Source organism: Paenalkalicoccus suaedae, assembly GCF_006965545.2.
Taxonomy (GTDB): domain Bacteria; phylum Bacillota; class Bacilli; order Bacillales; family Salisediminibacteriaceae; genus Paenalkalicoccus; species Paenalkalicoccus suaedae.
This window is the reverse complement of the sequence record NZ_CP041372.2, coordinates 1,971,290-1,988,071: the sequence shown is the minus strand read 5'-3', so window position 1 is coordinate 1,988,071 and position 16,782 is coordinate 1,971,290. Positions and strand designations below refer to the sequence as shown.

The following is a 16,782-nucleotide window of genomic DNA, read 5'->3' as shown; positions in this document are numbered from 1 at the left end:
TGATTGCTGTGAGACTCAGTGAGATAGGTCAAAAGGAAATTGTGGATTTTGATCGAGGAGAACGGTTAGGTGTCTTAGGTCAAACCGATCTATTAATTGATGAAAAGGAAGGCAAGGTGCAAGCACTTATTATTCCCTCGCTAAAATGGTTTGGATTAAGTAAGCGTGGAAGCGATCTGACTGTTCCTTGGAATCAAATTAAAAAAGTTGGCAAGGATATGATCATTATCGATGTCGATAATCATGATTCTTTATACTAATAAGTAAATAAGGGGCTGGGACAAAAGCGATTATTTTGTCCCAGCCCTTTTTTGTGGTTGGTGTTCTGCGGTTAATGGGAGCCGATCGTCGATTAACCGGAACCGAGCTGGGATTAACCGAATTTAAGCGTCGATTAACCGGAACCGAGTTGCGATTAACCGTTTTTTAACCATCATCTACCCGAAAACTAAGCACGTAAACGTTCTTAGTCGTATGAAACAGGAGAAATCACCAAGTAGTATCGGTTACTCGAAACACTTTTGGCCAAGCCTTCCTTCTATTGGAGCGATCAGATACCTTAATCTAAGCAAATCAGGAAGCGGTCCGATTAGGCGCACATTCCCACATACCCTTCATATAGTACGACTATAGGTAAAGGAGGGATGATGTATGCATGTAGCTGTTGTAGACGCAGATCCTAGATATCGCTATTTAGCAGACTGGCTAAAGCTTAAACATCGTGTTTCGCTTCTACATCCTGATGATGACATACCAGTAGCGGATGCGCTAGTGTGGCCTGTTAAAGGACCTGATAAACGAGATGCAAAATGGAGGCAGATCCCTTATCACTTTTGTGGGATTGCTCCTGCCTTTTTACTTAAAGATGTCTTTGCAAGTGGTGGCAAAGTGATTGAGTGGATGAAGGATGACAGTGTGTCTTGGTATCAGGCAGGACTAACAGCGGAAGGGATCTTGATGCATGTCTTATCAGATACAGATAAAAGTATATTTGAGACTTCTATTGCAGTAGTAGGTGCTGGCAAAACTGGTATTTCTATCGCGAGAAGGCTTGCGGCAGTCGGAGCTAATGTTGGCTGTTACACCCATTTTCAGATAGAAAAGAGTCGGTTAAAAGCTTTACTCTTAAAAGAGATTACAAGCATCGAGGAAGTGGATATTGTCATTAACACGATTCCAGCTGCGGTTATTGATAAAACGAGTCAAGCGAGTCTTGTACTGGATATTGTGACAGCAAAAGACATGTTTATTCATGCGCCCAACGCAGAGTATAAAAAATTACCAAGCTTACCTGCAATCGTTGCTCCTCGGTCTTCTGGTGAAAATATAGCGCAGTTTATTGAGTGGGAAAGTCAAAATGGTTAATTTGAATGAAATGGGGAACATACATGAATGTGTCGGGTAAACATATTGGATTTGGGATAACTGGTTCACATTGCACGTACGAAGAAGTGATAGGACCAATGCAGGCGTTAGTAGATGCTGGAGCAAAAGTAACGCCGTTTGTGTCACCTACGTTTATGACAACAGATACGAAGTTTGGAACGAGTTCGTCTTGGCAAGAAGAGATCAAACGAATTACGCCAGAGCCATTAGTAGATTCTATCGTAAAAGCAGAGCCATTCGGTCCCAAGACGCCACTGGACTGCATGTTAATCGCTCCTTTAACAGGAAACTCGATGAGTAAATTTGCAAACGCCATGACAGACACCCCTGTATTGATGGGGGCAAAAGCAACGCTTCGAACTGGTAGACCAGTTGTACTTGCTATTTCCACAAATGATGGGCTTGGATTAAACGGAATCAATGTCATGCGTCTCATAAATGCAAAAAACATCTACTTTGTGCCATTTGGACAGGACGCGCCTTTTAATAAACCTACCTCTTTAGTAGCTCACATGGAGCTTATTATGACAACGATTGAGCATGCTTTAGATCACAAACAGATTCAGCCTATTTTACGCCAAAAAGTGAACAGTTAATGCAAAAGTGTCGAACACTTGATAGAATATAAAGATAGTGTAAAGGAGGCCCTTCGTAAAAAGGGCTTCTAATCTATTATATGAATGGGAATAGGAAGGGAGAATAACAATGTCACATGCAGGATTTCACGTAGCAATAGTAGGAGCCACAGGAGCAGTAGGAGAACAAATGCTCAAAACATTAGATCGCCTATCGTTCCCAATTGCATCAATGAAACTTTTATCATCAGCTCGTTCGGCTGGTAAAAAAATAACATTTAAAAATGAAGAACTTACTGTTGAGGAAGCAACTCCAGAATCATTCGAAGGAATTCAGCTTGCTTTATTCAGTGCAGGAGGATCCGTTTCAAAGGCGCTTGCAAAAGAAGCAGTAAAAAGAGGTGCGATTGTCGTTGATAATACGAGCGCGTTCCGAATGGATAAGGATGTTCCTTTAGTCGTACCTGAAGTAAATGAGCATGCTCTACACGAGCATAACGGAATCATTGCGAACCCAAACTGTTCGACGATCCAAATGGTAGCGGCATTAGAGCCACTAAGACGTGACTATGGGTTATCTCGCATCGTCGTTTCTACATACCAGGCAGTATCAGGAGCTGGTGTTAATGCGATTGATGAAATGTATGAGCAAACGCAACAGCTATTAAATGAGGAAGAGATAGAGCCAAAAGTATTACCTGTCTCAGGAGATAAAAAGCATTATCAAATCGCATTTAATGCGGTGCCTCAAATCGACGTATTCCAAGAGAATGGATTCACGTATGAAGAAATGAAAATGATTAATGAAACGAAAAAGATTATGGAAGACGAATCAATTAAAGTGGCAGCGACATGTGTGCGACTTCCTGTCGAGACAGGGCACTCCGAGTCTGTTTATGTAGAAGTAGAAAAAGAAGGGTTAGATGTAGCCAAAGTTAGAAGCCTACTTGAAGAGGCACCTGGCGTCACATTGCAAGATGATCCTTCTAACCAAGTATATCCATTAGCGTCAGAGGCTAAAGGAAAGGATCCTGTTTTTGTTGGCCGAATTAGACAGGATATTGATGAGCCAAAAGGATTCCATATGTGGATCGTTGCGGATAACCTCTTAAAGGGCGCAGCGTTAAATTCGGTTCAAATTGCTTTTTCACTTGTAAAATTAGGTTTATTAAAATAGACAATAGAAGGCTGAGGATAGGTGTATGAAGGTAGTAGTGCAAAAATTTGGTGGGACGTCCTTACAAACAAAAGAACGTCGAGAGCGCTCCTCTGAGCATGTCATTCAAGCGCTTCAAGAAGGGTATAAAGTCGTTGTCGTCGTGTCTGCTATGGGCAGATCTGGTGATCCCTATGCGACGGATACGTTGCTTTCTCTTGCCGAAGGACCTTTGTCAAAGCGGGAAGAGGATCAGCTTTTAGCGTGCGGTGAAACCATCTCATCTGTCGTGTTTTCCTCGTTGCTTCAGCATAAAGGAGTAGCGTCGCTAGCCATGACAGGCGCACAGGCTGGATTCCGCACAACGGAAGATTTTGGTGATGCACGTATCATTGAAGTACGCTCAGAGCCATTAGAGCAAGCCCTTCAAACGGTTGATGTGGTTGTCGTAACTGGTTTCCAAGGGGAGACAGTGAAAGGTGTTACGGCTACTCTTGGGAGAGGTGGCTCTGATACATCTGCTACAGCAATAGGAGCGGCGCTTGAAGCAGAATATGTGGATATCTTTACTGATGTTCCAGGGATTATGACAGCCGATCCTCGTGTCGTGAATAATGCACACACGCTCTCTGTCGTGAGCTATAACGAGGTATGCAATATGGCGTATCAAGGTGCCAAAGTGATACATCCGCGTGCTGTCGAGGTCGCGATGCAAGCAAAGGTACCAGTTCGTATTCGATCTACGATGGATGATGATCTCGGGACACTAATAACATCAAGCACGTCTGATAAACGAGGTGGAGACGTCTCGGATCGTCCTATTACGGGAATCGCTCACGTAAAAGATTTAGCGCAAGTAACAGTCTCGACCACGTCTATTAATGACCAGGCGATCATTTTTGAAGAGCTTGCTAAGAATGGAATATCTGTTGATTTTATTTCGATTCAAACAGAGGAAGTTATGTTTACGGTCCCTCTTTCGATTTTAGAAAAAGTGAAGGTAACCATTGAGAAATTAGGGTTACATGCAAAAGCACTGTATCCAGTAGCAAAGGTGTCAGCTGTTGGGGCAGGGATGTCAGGGGTTCCTGGTATTACTGCGAAAATTGTTACGGCACTCTCAGCAAAAGGAATAGATATTCTACAGGCTGCAGATTCACACACAACGATTTGGGTGCTTGTGCATGAAAAGGATATGAACACATCTGTTAATGCCCTTCACGACAAATTTTTATCGGTAACAAAGTAAGAAAGGGGATGTGTCTTTATGAATATAGGTAGAGTAGTTACAGCGATGGTGACTCCTTTTAATGAAAAGGGTCAAATCGATTTTCCTCAAATTAAGGTATTGTTAGATTATTTAATCGCAAATGGTACAGATGCTGTTGTAGTTGGTGGAACGACAGGGGAGTCTGCTACTTTAAGTTTAGAGGAGAAAGAGGCGTTATATGCGGAATCCGTGCGTGCTGCAGCGGGCAGAATCCCAGTAATTGCGGGTACAGGAATGAACGATACGCATGCGACTGCAGAGCTCACTATTCGCGCTGAGAAGGCGAACGTAGACGGAATTATGCTTGTAGCACCTTACTACAACAAGCCATCACAACAGGGGTTATATGAGCATTTTAAAACGATTGCAGGCAAAACATCGCTTGACGTCATGCTTTATAATGTGCCGGGTCGAACGATGGTTAATATGCTGCCCGAGACGGTTATTGCGCTCTCCCAGATTAAAAATATTACGTCTGTGAAAGAGGCTAGTGGTAATTTAGATCAAATGACAGCGATTATCTCGAATACGCCAGATGATTTCACTGTATACACGGGAGAAGATAGCTTAACGCTTCCTTCTATGGCTATTGGAGCAACGGGTGTCGTTTCGGTGGCGAGTCATGTTATTGGTTCTCATATGCAAGATATGATCGCTCGGTACTTAAAAGGCGATATACATGGAGCAAGTAGCATTCACGGTAGAATCGTACCTCTTATGAAGGCAATGTTTATTGCGCCAAGTCCATCGCCTGTTAAAGCGGCCTTAGCATTTCAAGGAATCAACAGTGGTGGAGTGAGACTACCGTTAATTCCACTGACTGAGGAAGAAAAAACAATTGTTCAAAAAGCATTAGAAACGATTCACTCTCCGTTTAAACAATAAATCGATTAGGCTGTCACGTAGCCGTTATAGGTTGCGTGACAGTTTTTTTCGAGTGAATCACCTATACATAAGCTAAAACGGCACTATTTACAGCGCCCGTTTTTTAAAAACCTACATCGGTGCTTGTTTATAAATTAGTTCTTCATGTATACTTACAAGAAGAGGCGGAACGGAGCAATAACTTTTATTTTTAGGAGGAACATGCATTGTCGAATCAACAAACGGAAAAAATCCGCATATTTGGATTGGGCGGATTAGGCGAAACAGGAAAGAATTTGTACGTAGTAGAGTTAGATGATGAAATTATTATTTTAGATGCAGGCTGTATGCACCCAGAGGATGACATGCTCGGCGTGGATATCGTTATCCCTGATACAACCTATTTAACAGAGAATAAAGATAAAATTAAGGGAATTATTCTCTCGCACGGACACGAAGAGCACATTGCAGCGGTACCTTATTTACTGCGCGATCTTCAGGTACCTGTGTATGGATCAAAGTTTACACTAGCGCTAGTAAAGGATCAGTGCCAAGAAGTGAAGCTTAAAGGGCAGCCGAAGCTTGTGGAAGTACATGCAGATTCTCGTATTAAAGTAGGACGAGCACCTGTAAGCTTCTTCCGAACAAATCACAGCATTCCAGATCCGCTCGGCGTTGTGATTCATACCTCACAGGGACCGATCATTTATACGGGAGATTTCAAGTTTGATCAAAATCCTGTAGATGGTTTAGTAACGGAGCTAGGTAAGCTTACTGAAATTGGCGAAAAAGGTGTATTAGCACTTCTTTCAGATAGTTCAAATGCAGAAATGCCAGGGCATTCACCATCAGAATCCGTCATCTCTGATGGTCTAAAGGATGCGTTCCATGAGGCTCCAGGTGCTATTGTAGTCTCCGTATTTGCGACTCATATTCACCGCATCGAACAAGTTCTTCAAGCGGCTAAAAATACAGACCGTAAAGTAGCGGTTGTAGGAAAGCTAATTGAACGAGCAGTTACCATTGCGTTAGAGTTAGGCTACTTAACAGATGAAGACGATCTTTTTATCCCAAAAAAGGAAGTTAAGAAAATGCCTAAAGATAGCGTAGTAGTTCTAACTGAAGGCAGCCAAGGCGAGCCGATGAGTGAGCTTGTGCGTATGGCAAAAGGTTCAAACCCTCACTTCCGTATCGACGGAATGGATCGTGTGATTATCTCTGCGATGCCTACTGCTGGGAATGAGAAGCTTGTGTCTCAAATGATTGATATCATTTCACGAACAGGTGCGAGAGTCGTATACGGTCGCACGAAAAAGATTCATGTATCAGGTCATGCTGGTCAAGAAGAGTTGAAGCTGATGTTAAACGTTGTGAAGCCTCAATACTTTATTCCGGTTAGCGGAGAGTATCGTATGCAGCATGCTCACAGACAGCTTGCGCTTTCAGTAGGTGTCGAGCCTCAAAATATCTTCCTTTTAGAAAAGGGAGATATCGTAGAATTCTCGAAGCGTAAAGCAAGTCAAACGAATAAAATTCCTTCTGGTCATGTCTTAATTGATGGACTTGGAGTAGGAGACGTCGGGAACATCGTGTTACGCGACCGCAGACTCCTTTCTAAAGATGGTATTTTAGTCGTTGTTGTCACGCTCAATAAAAAGCATGATGATATTTTGTCAGGTCCAGATATTATTTCGCGTGGCTTTGTCTATGTGCGAGAATCAGAAGCATTGATCAAAGATGCGGAAGAACTCGTACGTACATCGCTGACAAGCGCAATGAGCGAAAAACAAACTGAATGGGCACAGCTTAAGAGTCAGGTGCGCGACCAGCTTAGTAAGTTTCTTTATGAAAAAACAAAGCGTCGTCCAATGATCATGCCTATTATTATGGAAGCATAACGTATGTTACTGCCCTGACGTCTAGTTAGGGCAGTTTTTTACCCATTTATGGACGAATAGACATGTGCTATAATAACAAACAAGCGTTCGAGATCGCAGATGGCTCACGCCGTCTTTTTTTGTGGACAAGGGGAGGGAGACAACGATGGCAAAAAAAACGAAAAAAAAGCGCTCCACTTGGAAGCATCACCTCAAGTTTGAGCTATTAGGACTGTTCCTGCTACTAGTATCCTTATTGACATTTGCTCAGTTAGGCTTTGTAGGAGAAAGTGTCGTTTGGTTCTTTCGATTCTTTTTAGGGAGCTGGCATATTTTATTAACCGGTGCCGTGTTTTTATTGGCACTTTATATAATGATAAAAAGAAAATACCCAACTATTTGGGGAAGAAGATATTTTAGTATATACATATTTGTTTTTGCATTAACATTAATTAGCCATGTTCAACTATTCCGTTCGCTTGAAACGACGTTAACGCTCGGAGATCAGTCCGTTATAAGACAAACTTTCTCTCTTTACTTTTCACAGTTGCAAGGTACTACACAAATAACGGAGCTTGGTGGAGGCATGATTGGTGCAGTTGGATTTGCTGTTACCTACTTTTTATTTTCCTCTGTCGGGACGATTATCTTTGCGATCGGTCTTATGATCGCTGCAGTCATGATCTTCTCGGGCATTTCCTTTACGGATGTGGTGAAGAAAGGTGGAGCTCTTCCTCTTCCTATGCTTCGAAAACTTGGAGAATCAAGTAAAGAGCGATTTATGACATGGAAAGAATCGCGATCACAGTCTAAGCAAGAAAAAGCATCACAGGCAAAAAAACCAATTACTGATGACGATGTGGATGATACAGATTTTACTCCAACAGAGGAAGAGCCGATTATTTATGATTTCACAAGCCAAGTAGACAAAATGGAATCAAAGGATGAACCTAAAAAGCTTCCACCTGCAGAAGAAATTATTGATGTGGAGGAAGAAGAGACAGACGGAAAAGTTACGATCACGAAAGAAGCGGACAGTGAAGCAACAAAAGCAACTGGCTCACTAGTGATTCAAGAAGCGGAAAATGCTTCTTATACATTACCTCCGATGACACTCTTAATGAACCCAAAGAAATCTTCGCAAGCAAAAGAGCATTCCTTGCTTTCTAAAAACGCAAGAAAGCTTGAAAAGACGTTAGAAAGCTTTGGGGTAAGTGCAAAAGTAACAAAGGTACATTTAGGACCTTCTGTTACGAAATATGAAGTTTATCCATCAACAGGCGTTAAAGTAAGTCGGATTGTGAATTTGTCCGATGACCTAGCTTTAGCACTCGCTGCGAAGGATATCCGCATGGAAGCGCCAATTCCGGGTAAATCTGCGATTGGGATTGAGGTCCCAAACCAAGAGGTGTCGCTTGTGACGCTTCGTGAAGTGTTAGATGCACCAACGATGAAGCAGTCGACAAACCCCCTCTCCACAGCGCTAGGGCGCGATATTTCAGGAGATGCTGTTATGGCTGACCTCAATAAAATGCCTCACTTATTAGTCGCTGGAGCAACTGGTAGCGGTAAATCGGTTTGTATTAATGGCATTATTGTTAGTATTCTACTTAGAAGTAAACCTCACGAAGTAAAGCTTATGATGATTGATCCTAAAATGGTGGAGCTTAATGTGTACAATGGCATCCCCCACCTTCTTTCTCCTGTCGTAACGGAGCCGAAGAAAGCCGCTCAGGCGCTTAAAAAGGTAGTCAATGAAATGGAGCGACGCTATGAGCTATTTGCCTCTACTGGAACGAGGAATATTGAGGGGTATAATTCTTACATTAAACGCGAGAACGAATCGCGAGCGGAGGACGAGCAATATAAACCATTGCCATATATCGTGGTCATCGTGGATGAGCTCGCAGATTTAATGATGGTCGCATCATCTGAGGTCGAAGATGCTATCACTCGCTTAGCACAAATGGCAAGAGCCGCTGGGATTCATTTAATTATTGCAACGCAGCGACCGTCAGTAGATGTTATCACTGGCGTCATTAAAGCAAATATTCCTTCACGTATTGCTTTCGGCGTATCAAGTAGCACGGACTCACGAACGATTCTAGACGGCTCTGGTGCGGAGAAGCTATTAGGTAAAGGAGACATGCTCTTCTTACCTGTCGGTGCGTCTAAACCTACACGTATTCAAGGAGCTTTCTTATCCGATTCGGAGGTAGAAAAGGTGGTAAGGCATTGCATTGAGCAACAAAAAGCCCAGTATGCGACTGAGATGATGCCATCAGATAAACCAGAGCAAGAGCTAAGTGAAGTGTCAGATGAACTTTATGATGATGCCGTCACATTAGTCACGGAGATGCAAACGGCTTCCGTGTCGATGTTACAGCGTCGCTTTAGAGTCGGATATGCCAGGGCAGCTCGTTTAATTGATGAAATGGAGCAACGAGGAGTAGTAGGACCTTACGAGGGAAGTAAACCTCGAGAAGTGTTAGTTGCGAAGGAGCAAGAGGAAGTGTAAAAAAAAAAATAGTTTGCTTCGTGATTTCGTGATACATTATTCTTACGACTAAGGGATATAAGCAGGAGGATTTAGGATGATAAAATCTGATTCACGTCCACTTTATTTACAAGTGATTGATAAAATAAAGGAAGATATCGAAAACGGGCACTATGAAACGGGTCAACGTCTTCCGTCTGAATTTCAGCTATCGAAGCAGTTAGGAGTTTCTCGAGCTACACTTAGAGAGGCGCTTCGTATGCTAGAGGATGAGAGTGTTGTCATTCGCCGTCATGGAGTTGGAACATTTATTAACACACGACCTCTTTTCACCTCTGGGATTGAAGAATTATTTAGCGTAACAGACATGATTACTCGAGGAAAGCGTACACCTGGTACAAACTTTTTATCCTCTTCTATCGTCCCGGCAACGGAAGATGATACGAGGCGATTTCAAGATGAGACGGGAGATTTACTTGCAATAGAGCGAGTTCGAACAGCAGATGGAGAACCAGTCGTTTACTGTTTAGATAAAATTCCTCACAATATGTTACCTGATTACGTGAGTCATGAGAACCAATCTATCTTTACACATCTTGAGAAGGCTGGTATCACGATATCTTATGCCATGACGCAAATTGAGCCGATAGGCTATCATGAAACAATCTCAGAAATTTTAAACTGTGAGCCAGAGACGGCATTACTCGTGCTTAAACAAATGCACTACGACGACCTTGAGCGTCCAGTTTTATACTCCATTAATTATTTTAGAGCAGATAAATTCAAATTCCACGTATTACGTAAGCGTGTCTTTTAACACCTCTTTGTACCTTTTCTCTTTTGAAAAGGTACTTTTTTTATGAATTAGACGTATTTGTGTCATAATAAGAAGGGATACCACTTTAAGGAGGAACTTTTTTATGGAACAAATGACATCATTTCACTCAGGACCGATTCATACACACGTTATTCCTTCTACGACATTTAAAACGACTACGTTTGTTTTACAAATGAGAGCGCCATTAGAGGAGGAGACGGCGACGGAACGCGCACTGCTTCCTCAGGTGTTACAAAGAGGAACGAAGCACTTCCCTTCAAGGTTACACATTCAAGGAGCACTTGAGGAGCTTTACGGAGCATCCTTTCATGCGGATACCGTTAAAAAAGGCGAAAGTCATGTCATGACCTTTCGAATAGAAGTAGCTAATGAAGCATACTTAAAGGATCAAACACCTTTAACGGAGCGTGCATTTAAGCTACTATCGTCTATACTTTTACATCCGGATAGTGCGGATCATGCGTTTAAAGATGATTATGTGAAGGAAGAAATTCGCAATCACAAGCAAAAGATTGAAGCCATTTATGACGATAAAATGCGTTATGCAAATATGCGATTAACGCAAGAAATGTGTCAGGATGAGCCGTTTGCTATACAAGCTCTTGGTACGCTCGAGAGACTTGAGAAAATTAATGGTGCATCGCTTTATAAAGCGTATCATCAAGCACTATTGCACGATCAACTAGATCTATTTGTGATGGGTGATATTCAAAAAGAAGAAGTGGATAGACTTGTGACGTCCTTCTTTACGCTACCAGTTCGCCATGACGCACATTCGATTAAAGCCCCTTCATCTAAACAAATTGACTCTGCTAAGGAATTAATTGAAGAGCAGGAGATTAAACAGGCGAAGCTTCACATTGGCTTTAGAACGCACACGAGATACGGCGACGAGGATTATTTTGCTCTACAAGTATTCAATGGAATTTTTGGCGGGTTTTCTCATTCTAAGCTATTTATTAATGTGCGAGAAAAAGCGTCTTTAGCTTATTACGCAGCTTCGCGAGTGGAGAGTCAAAAGGGCTTACTTATCGTATTAGCAGGAATTGATTCTTCGAAATTTGATGAAGCAACAACAATTATCCATAAGCAAATGGAGGATATGAGAAGTGGTTCATTCACAGAAGACGACCTTGCACAGACGAAGTCTGTATTAAGAAATCAAATTTTAGAGACCATCGACGTGCCACGTGGGCGTATTGAACTGGAGTACCAACACCTTATTGGTGGTGGAAAAGGTTCATTAGACGATATTCTTCAAGGATTAGAGCAAGTAACGATGGAAGACGTAATAAAAGTTGCCGCAAAAATACAGCTTGATACAACGTATTTCTTGAAAGGCAAGGAGGTATCTTAAATGGAGAAACTAGTATATGAACAGTTAAATGAAACACTCTATGCAGAGACAATGTCTAACGGTCTTCGCGTATTTATTCTACCTAAGGCAGGCTTTAATAAAACGTATGCAACGTTTACGACAAAATATGGATCGATCGATCATCACTTTACACCAATCGGAGAGACAGAGGCGATAAAGGTCCCTGATGGGATTGCGCACTTTTTAGAGCACAAAATGTTTGAAGACGAAGAAGGAGACGTCTTCCAGACTTTTAGTAAGCAAGGGGCATCTGCTAATGCGTTCACTAGCTTTACTCGCACAGCCTACCTCTTTTCTTCTACTTCTCATGTCGAAAAGAATATGGATACGCTTCTTGATTTTGTGCAGCACCCATACTTTACAGAGGAGTCTGTCGAAAAGGAGAAAGGGATTATTGAGCAGGAAATTCGCATGTACGAAGATAATCCAGACTGGCAGAACTTTTTTGGGCTTCTTAAAATGATGTACCATACTCACCCTGTAGCTACTGATATTGCAGGTACGGTAGAGTCGATTCAAGATATTACGCATGACATGCTTTATACGTGTTACCATACGTTTTATCATCCAAATAATATGACATTATTTGTTGTTGGGAATGTAGAACCTGATGCGATGATGGAGCTAATTCGTCAAAACCAAGCTAGAAAAACATTTGAAAAGCCAACACCAATTCCTCGCTTCAAAGAAGAGGAGCCAACTGGTGTTAAAGAGCGTGAGTTAACGATTCCAATGCCAGTGAAGCTTTCTAAATTACTAATAGGTATTAAGGATAAAGAGCAATCGTTATCAGGTAGTGATCTCATGCAACGAGAAATCGCGATGCAACTTTTACTTGAACTTATGTTTGGGCAAAGCTCCGAAAATTACCAAACGCTTTATCAAGAAGGGCTTATTGATGACACGTTTGGCGCTGACTATACAGCAGAAGAAGGCTTCTCCTTTACAGCAATTGGGGGAGATACCGATCAACCAGAGGTGCTTTCCAAACGTGTATTAGAGTTGATCGAGGCTTTTAAAGAGAAAGAGCTAGACGAAGAAAGCGTAGAGAGACTAAAGAAAAAGAAAATAGGTCATTTCTTGCGAGCATTAAATTCACCAGAGTATATCGCAAATTCGTTTACTCGCTACCAGTTTAATGATATGGACTTATTTAATGTGATTCCAGAGCTTGAGGCACTAACGATGGACCAGTTAAAAGAGGTTGTAGGGCAGTTTGATACAGACAACCAAACATCTATTTGTATAATTAAAGCAAAGGAAGACGATGGAAGTGGAGAATAAATGGGCATTTGTGTCAGGCGCAACCGGAGGCATCGGTAGCGCCTGCGCAGAGGTGTTAGCAAAAGATGGCTATCACCTTATTCTTCATTACCATCAAAATAGTACGAAGGCACTAAAGCTAAAGCAAAAGCTAACAGAGACGTATTCAGTCAAATGTGAGCTTTTTCAAGCTGATTTTGCTGATCCAGATCAAGTTAGCAAAAGCTTTGCTAGCTATGACTTTAATGTGAATGTGTTTTTACACTGTGCTGGTGTATCTAAACCTACGTTATTTCAACATATTAAGGTGCAGAGCTTTGAGGAGGAGTTAGCGATTGCTGTCACGACTCCTATGCTCTTACTACAACACCTGACTTCGAATTTTTTACGAGATCAAAAAGGGTCCATCATATTAATCTCATCCATTTGGGGAGAAGTGGGTGCAGCAATGGAAGTTAGTTACTCTACAGCGAAAGCCGCTCAGCTTGGCTTTGTAAAATCGTTAGCGAAGGAGCTCGCCCCAAGTAACATTCGTGTGAACGCTGTTTCGCCAGGAGCGATTGATACAGAGATGCTAGCTATATACGATGAGGCTGATAAAGAGTCGATAAAAGAAGAGATCCCTTTAGGTCGACTTGGCCTCGCTCATGAAGTTGCTAATGTGGTTTCTTTTTTAGCGTCAGATAAAGCATCGTATATGACGGGACAGGTTGTAAGTGTCAACGGAGGATGGAATTAATCCTGCATAAGAAGACAAATCTTAGGACATACTACTCTCGAACGATACTTCGTAAAGGAGGGATATGTATGTCTGTGTTAGATAACTGGGAGCAGTGGAAGCACTTTTTAAGCGATCGCTTGAATCAAGGCGTGAAGGATGGTCTAAATAAAGAGACAGTATCTGAAATCGCTTATGAGGTAGGCGAATACTTAGCAAATGAAGTAGAGCCTAAGAATGAGCAGGAGCGAGTCCTTGCTGATATGTGGGAAGTTGCGTCAGAGGAAGAGCAACATGCCATTGCAAATATGATGGTTAAGCTCGTCCAGAAGTAAGGAAAGGTGCTCCTCGGAGCGCCTCTTTTTTTTCGTTTAGATGTGGTAAATTCTCATTTAAAAGAGAAATGTCTTTAAATGAGAGCGTAAATCCATTATGATATTACTAGTAAATGTCTTTAAGAAAGGGGTTTCTCCATGGTTAAAGAATGGTATATGGAGTATCAAATTCACGAGAATAGGCCCGGGCTTTTAGGTGAAATTGCCTCTTTACTTGGCATGCTGAAAATAAATATTTTGACGATCAATGGTGTCGAGCATCAGCGTCGTGGTATGCTAATTAGAAGCCAGAACGATGAATCCATTTTAAGGCTTCGCTATATTTTAGAAACGATGGATATTATTACGATCCTTAAAGTGAGAGAACCAAAGCTTCGAGACCGCTTAGCAGTAAGGCATGGTCGATATATTGAGCGCGATGAAGATGAAAAAAAGATATTTCGATTTGTTCGAGATGAGCTTGGACTACTAGTTGATTTTATGGCGGAGCTATTTAAGAAGCCAGGTCACAGATTGATTGGTATTCGCGGCATGCCGAGGGTTGGTAAAACGGAATCTGTCGTAGCTGCTAGCGTGTGTGCTAATAAACGTTGGTCCTTCTTATCCTCTACACTTTTAAAACAAACGGTGCGCAGTCAGCTTGCAGATGATGAGCTATCAGAGGATCACATCTATATTATTGATGGGATCGTATCAACGATGCGGGCTTCTGAGAAGCATTTAATGTTAGTCTCCGAAATGATGCGACTTGAGGCGACGAAAGTGGTAGAGCATCCAGATATTTTTGTTAGAACGACGGAGTATTCGTTAGATGATTTTGATTACATTATTGAGTTACGTAATGATGAGAATGAAGAGATTACATATAAAGCGGTTGAACAGAATTTTTCTTCATTCGGATTTTGATATTCTTTTAGTTAGTAGGTGTTTATATTGTCAGAGCTAGGCATTCGATTAAAAACAGCGAGAGAAGAAAAGGGCTACTCACATGAGGAGCTACAGCGCATTACCAAGATTCAAAAACGTTACTTAGTAGCCATTGAAGAAGGCGATTATTCTAAAATGCCGGGAGATTTTTATGCTAGGGCATTCGTAAAAAGCTACGCAGAAGCAGTAGGCCTCAGCCCAGAAATGGTGTTTAATGAGCATGCTGATGAGCTTCCTAAGCCTAAAAAGCAGGAATCAGCGGAGCTTCCACCTAGAACACGTGCGAAGCCAAAGCAAGTCAGAAAAAAATCATCCTTCCAAACGTTATTACCGTCTATTGTAGTTGTATTATTTATTTTAGCGGTTGGACTCATTCTGTATATATCCTTTCTTGATAATGACGATCAAGTGGCAAGTAATGCAGATGTGGCTACCAATAATGGCCAAGTAGAGGTTGACGGAGAAGCGGTTAATAATGAGCCAGAAGAAACAAATGCGAATTCGACTACAACCGGGAACGATGAACCAGCTAATGAAGAACCTGATGCTGGCGAAGTAAATAACGTGAATAATAACGAAGAAGAGCCACTAGAAGAGACAGAGCAAGAGCTAGCGTTCTCTTCTCAAGACGGGATTCGCTCTACGTATTCCTTGTCTAATGCTGAAGAACTAAATATTACGATGACATTTAGTGGCGGAAGCTGGCTACAAATTTTAGATTCCAACGATGACGTTGTGCACGAACAAACTCATGACAGTGGAGATGAAATTAGCTTCGATTTCTCTGGTGAAGAAGCTATTACGTTCAACATGGGGAATGTGACAACCGCAACTATTTTTGTCAATGAGGAAGAGCTCTCGTATGAATCAGACGCTATTCGTCAGTATGTAATTATCGAAAATGAGCAATAATAGGAATAGACCAACTCCTTTCTTGGGAGTTGGTCTTTATTTAGAAAGAATGAAAACGTATTACAATCCACTATCAAGCGCTTACAAGAAATAATCCCTTATCTTTTAGTAAATACATTCGCTTTCCTTCGTTCTTTTTGATAGAATTGAGTAGTCTTGAACATAATTGCTAATGACGGATGTCAGGAGGATCTAAGTGAATATACCTAATCAAATTACCATATCGCGCATTTTACTCATCCCGGTGTTTATGATTTTTATTCTCGTCCCATTTGAATGGGGGACACTTTCGATTCTAGGAGCTGAAATTCCTGTCCATCATTTCATCGCAGCAATTATATTTATTATTGCATCAGCAACAGATTGGTTAGATGGTTACTACGCTCGGAAATTCAACCTCATTACAAACATGGGGAAATTTTTAGACCCACTAGCAGATAAACTTTTAATTACGGCTGCTTTCATTGCGCTTGTCGGGCTCGATATGTTCCCGGCGTGGGCTGCAATTGTGATCTTAAGCCGTGAGTTTGCCGTGACTGGTCTTCGCCTTGTAGCATCTACAGGCGGGATCGTTATTGCTGCTAGTAACGGTGGGAAGTGGAAAACAGTGAGTCAAATCGTAGCTGCATCCGCGCTACTGCTTCACAATGTCTTTTTTGAAATGTTTTCTATTCCGTTTGATCAAATCATGATTTATGTTGCGGTAATTTTGACTGTGTACTCTGGTCTTGATTACTTTATGAAAAATACACATGTACTCAAGGAAGCGAACTAAGGAGAGGTTCT

16 protein-coding genes are annotated in these 16,782 nt (G+C 41.7%); all 16 read left to right on the top strand.

The genetic code is table 11. The features are described 5' to 3' along the window. Window positions 1-8: 8 nt before the first annotated feature. The 16 genes from FLK61_RS10530 (at window position 9) to pgsA (ending at window position 16,771) form a co-directional block, all read left to right on the top strand. Window positions 9-260 (top strand): YlmC/YmxH family sporulation protein, encoded by a 252-nt coding sequence (locus FLK61_RS10530; protein WP_176009421.1) that lies wholly within the window; start codon window positions 9-11, stop codon window positions 258-260. A 391-nt stretch (window positions 261-651) separates the two neighbouring features. Further along, complete coding sequence (locus FLK61_RS10525) at window positions 652-1,365, top strand: hypothetical protein (RefSeq protein WP_176009420.1); 714 nt, start codon at window positions 652-654, stop codon at window positions 1,363-1,365. Window positions 1,366-1,388: 23 nt separating this feature from the next. Then, window positions 1,389-1,982, top strand: coding sequence for a dipicolinate synthase subunit B (locus FLK61_RS10520; protein WP_176009419.1), 594 nt, complete (start codon window positions 1,389-1,391; stop codon window positions 1,980-1,982). Window positions 1,983-2,091: 109 nt separating this feature from the next. Beyond that, window positions 2,092-3,138: an aspartate-semialdehyde dehydrogenase gene (locus FLK61_RS10515; RefSeq protein WP_176009418.1), complete on the top strand. Its 1,047-nt coding sequence runs from the start codon at window positions 2,092-2,094 to the stop codon at window positions 3,136-3,138. A gap of 25 nt (window positions 3,139-3,163) precedes the next feature. Next, window positions 3,164-4,366: an aspartate kinase gene (gene dapG, locus FLK61_RS10510; RefSeq protein ID WP_176009417.1), complete on the top strand. Its 1,203-nt coding sequence runs from the start codon at window positions 3,164-3,166 to the stop codon at window positions 4,364-4,366. Between the two features lie 18 nt (window positions 4,367-4,384). Beyond that, window positions 4,385-5,272, top strand: a complete 888-nt coding sequence (dapA, locus tag FLK61_RS10505) for a 4-hydroxy-tetrahydrodipicolinate synthase (RefSeq protein WP_176009416.1) — start codon at window positions 4,385-4,387, stop codon at window positions 5,270-5,272. Between the two features lie 206 nt (window positions 5,273-5,478). After that, the gene (locus FLK61_RS10500) at window positions 5,479-7,149 is read left to right on the top strand and encodes a ribonuclease J (RefSeq protein ID WP_176009415.1); all 1,671 of its coding nucleotides are present in this window, start codon (window positions 5,479-5,481) and stop codon (window positions 7,147-7,149) included. Window positions 7,150-7,294: 145 nt separating this feature from the next. Next, window positions 7,295-9,646 (top strand): FtsK/SpoIIIE family DNA translocase, encoded by a 2,352-nt coding sequence (locus FLK61_RS10495; RefSeq protein WP_176009414.1) that lies wholly within the window; start codon window positions 7,295-7,297, stop codon window positions 9,644-9,646. 76 nt (window positions 9,647-9,722) lie between these two features. Then, on the top strand, window positions 9,723-10,442 hold the full coding sequence (locus tag FLK61_RS10490) for a GntR family transcriptional regulator (RefSeq protein WP_176009413.1): 720 nt from the start codon (window positions 9,723-9,725) through the stop codon (window positions 10,440-10,442). A gap of 103 nt (window positions 10,443-10,545) precedes the next feature. Further along, complete coding sequence (gene yfmF, locus FLK61_RS10485; RefSeq protein ID WP_176009412.1) at window positions 10,546-11,820, top strand: EF-P 5-aminopentanol modification-associated protein YfmF; 1,275 nt, start codon at window positions 10,546-10,548, stop codon at window positions 11,818-11,820. Further along, a complete protein-coding gene (gene yfmH, locus FLK61_RS10480; protein WP_176009411.1) occupies window positions 11,821-13,125 on the top strand; it encodes an EF-P 5-aminopentanol modification-associated protein YfmH in 1,305 nt (434 codons plus the stop codon). Next, the gene (gene ymfI / locus FLK61_RS10475) at window positions 13,115-13,843 is read left to right on the top strand and encodes an elongation factor P 5-aminopentanone reductase (RefSeq protein WP_176009410.1); all 729 of its coding nucleotides are present in this window, start codon (window positions 13,115-13,117) and stop codon (window positions 13,841-13,843) included. Before yfmH ends, ymfI begins: the two co-directional genes overlap by 11 nt. Window positions 13,844-13,911: 68 nt before the next feature. Next, window positions 13,912-14,157 carry a DUF3243 domain-containing protein gene (locus FLK61_RS10470; protein ID WP_176009409.1) on the top strand — a complete coding sequence of 82 codons (246 nt, stop codon included), beginning with the start codon at window positions 13,912-13,914 and terminating at the stop codon, window positions 14,155-14,157. Window positions 14,158-14,295: 138 nt separating this feature from the next. Continuing rightward, complete coding sequence (locus FLK61_RS10465; RefSeq protein WP_176009408.1) at window positions 14,296-15,063, top strand: DUF3388 domain-containing protein; 768 nt, start codon at window positions 14,296-14,298, stop codon at window positions 15,061-15,063. Between the two features lie 27 nt (window positions 15,064-15,090). After that, window positions 15,091-15,996 carry a helix-turn-helix domain-containing protein gene (locus FLK61_RS10460; protein WP_176009407.1) on the top strand — a complete coding sequence of 302 codons (906 nt, stop codon included), beginning with the start codon at window positions 15,091-15,093 and terminating at the stop codon, window positions 15,994-15,996. A gap of 196 nt (window positions 15,997-16,192) precedes the next feature. Further along, window positions 16,193-16,771, top strand: a complete 579-nt coding sequence (gene pgsA, locus FLK61_RS10455) for a CDP-diacylglycerol--glycerol-3-phosphate 3-phosphatidyltransferase (protein WP_176009406.1) — start codon at window positions 16,193-16,195, stop codon at window positions 16,769-16,771. The last annotated feature ends 11 nt before the right edge of the window (window positions 16,772-16,782 follow it).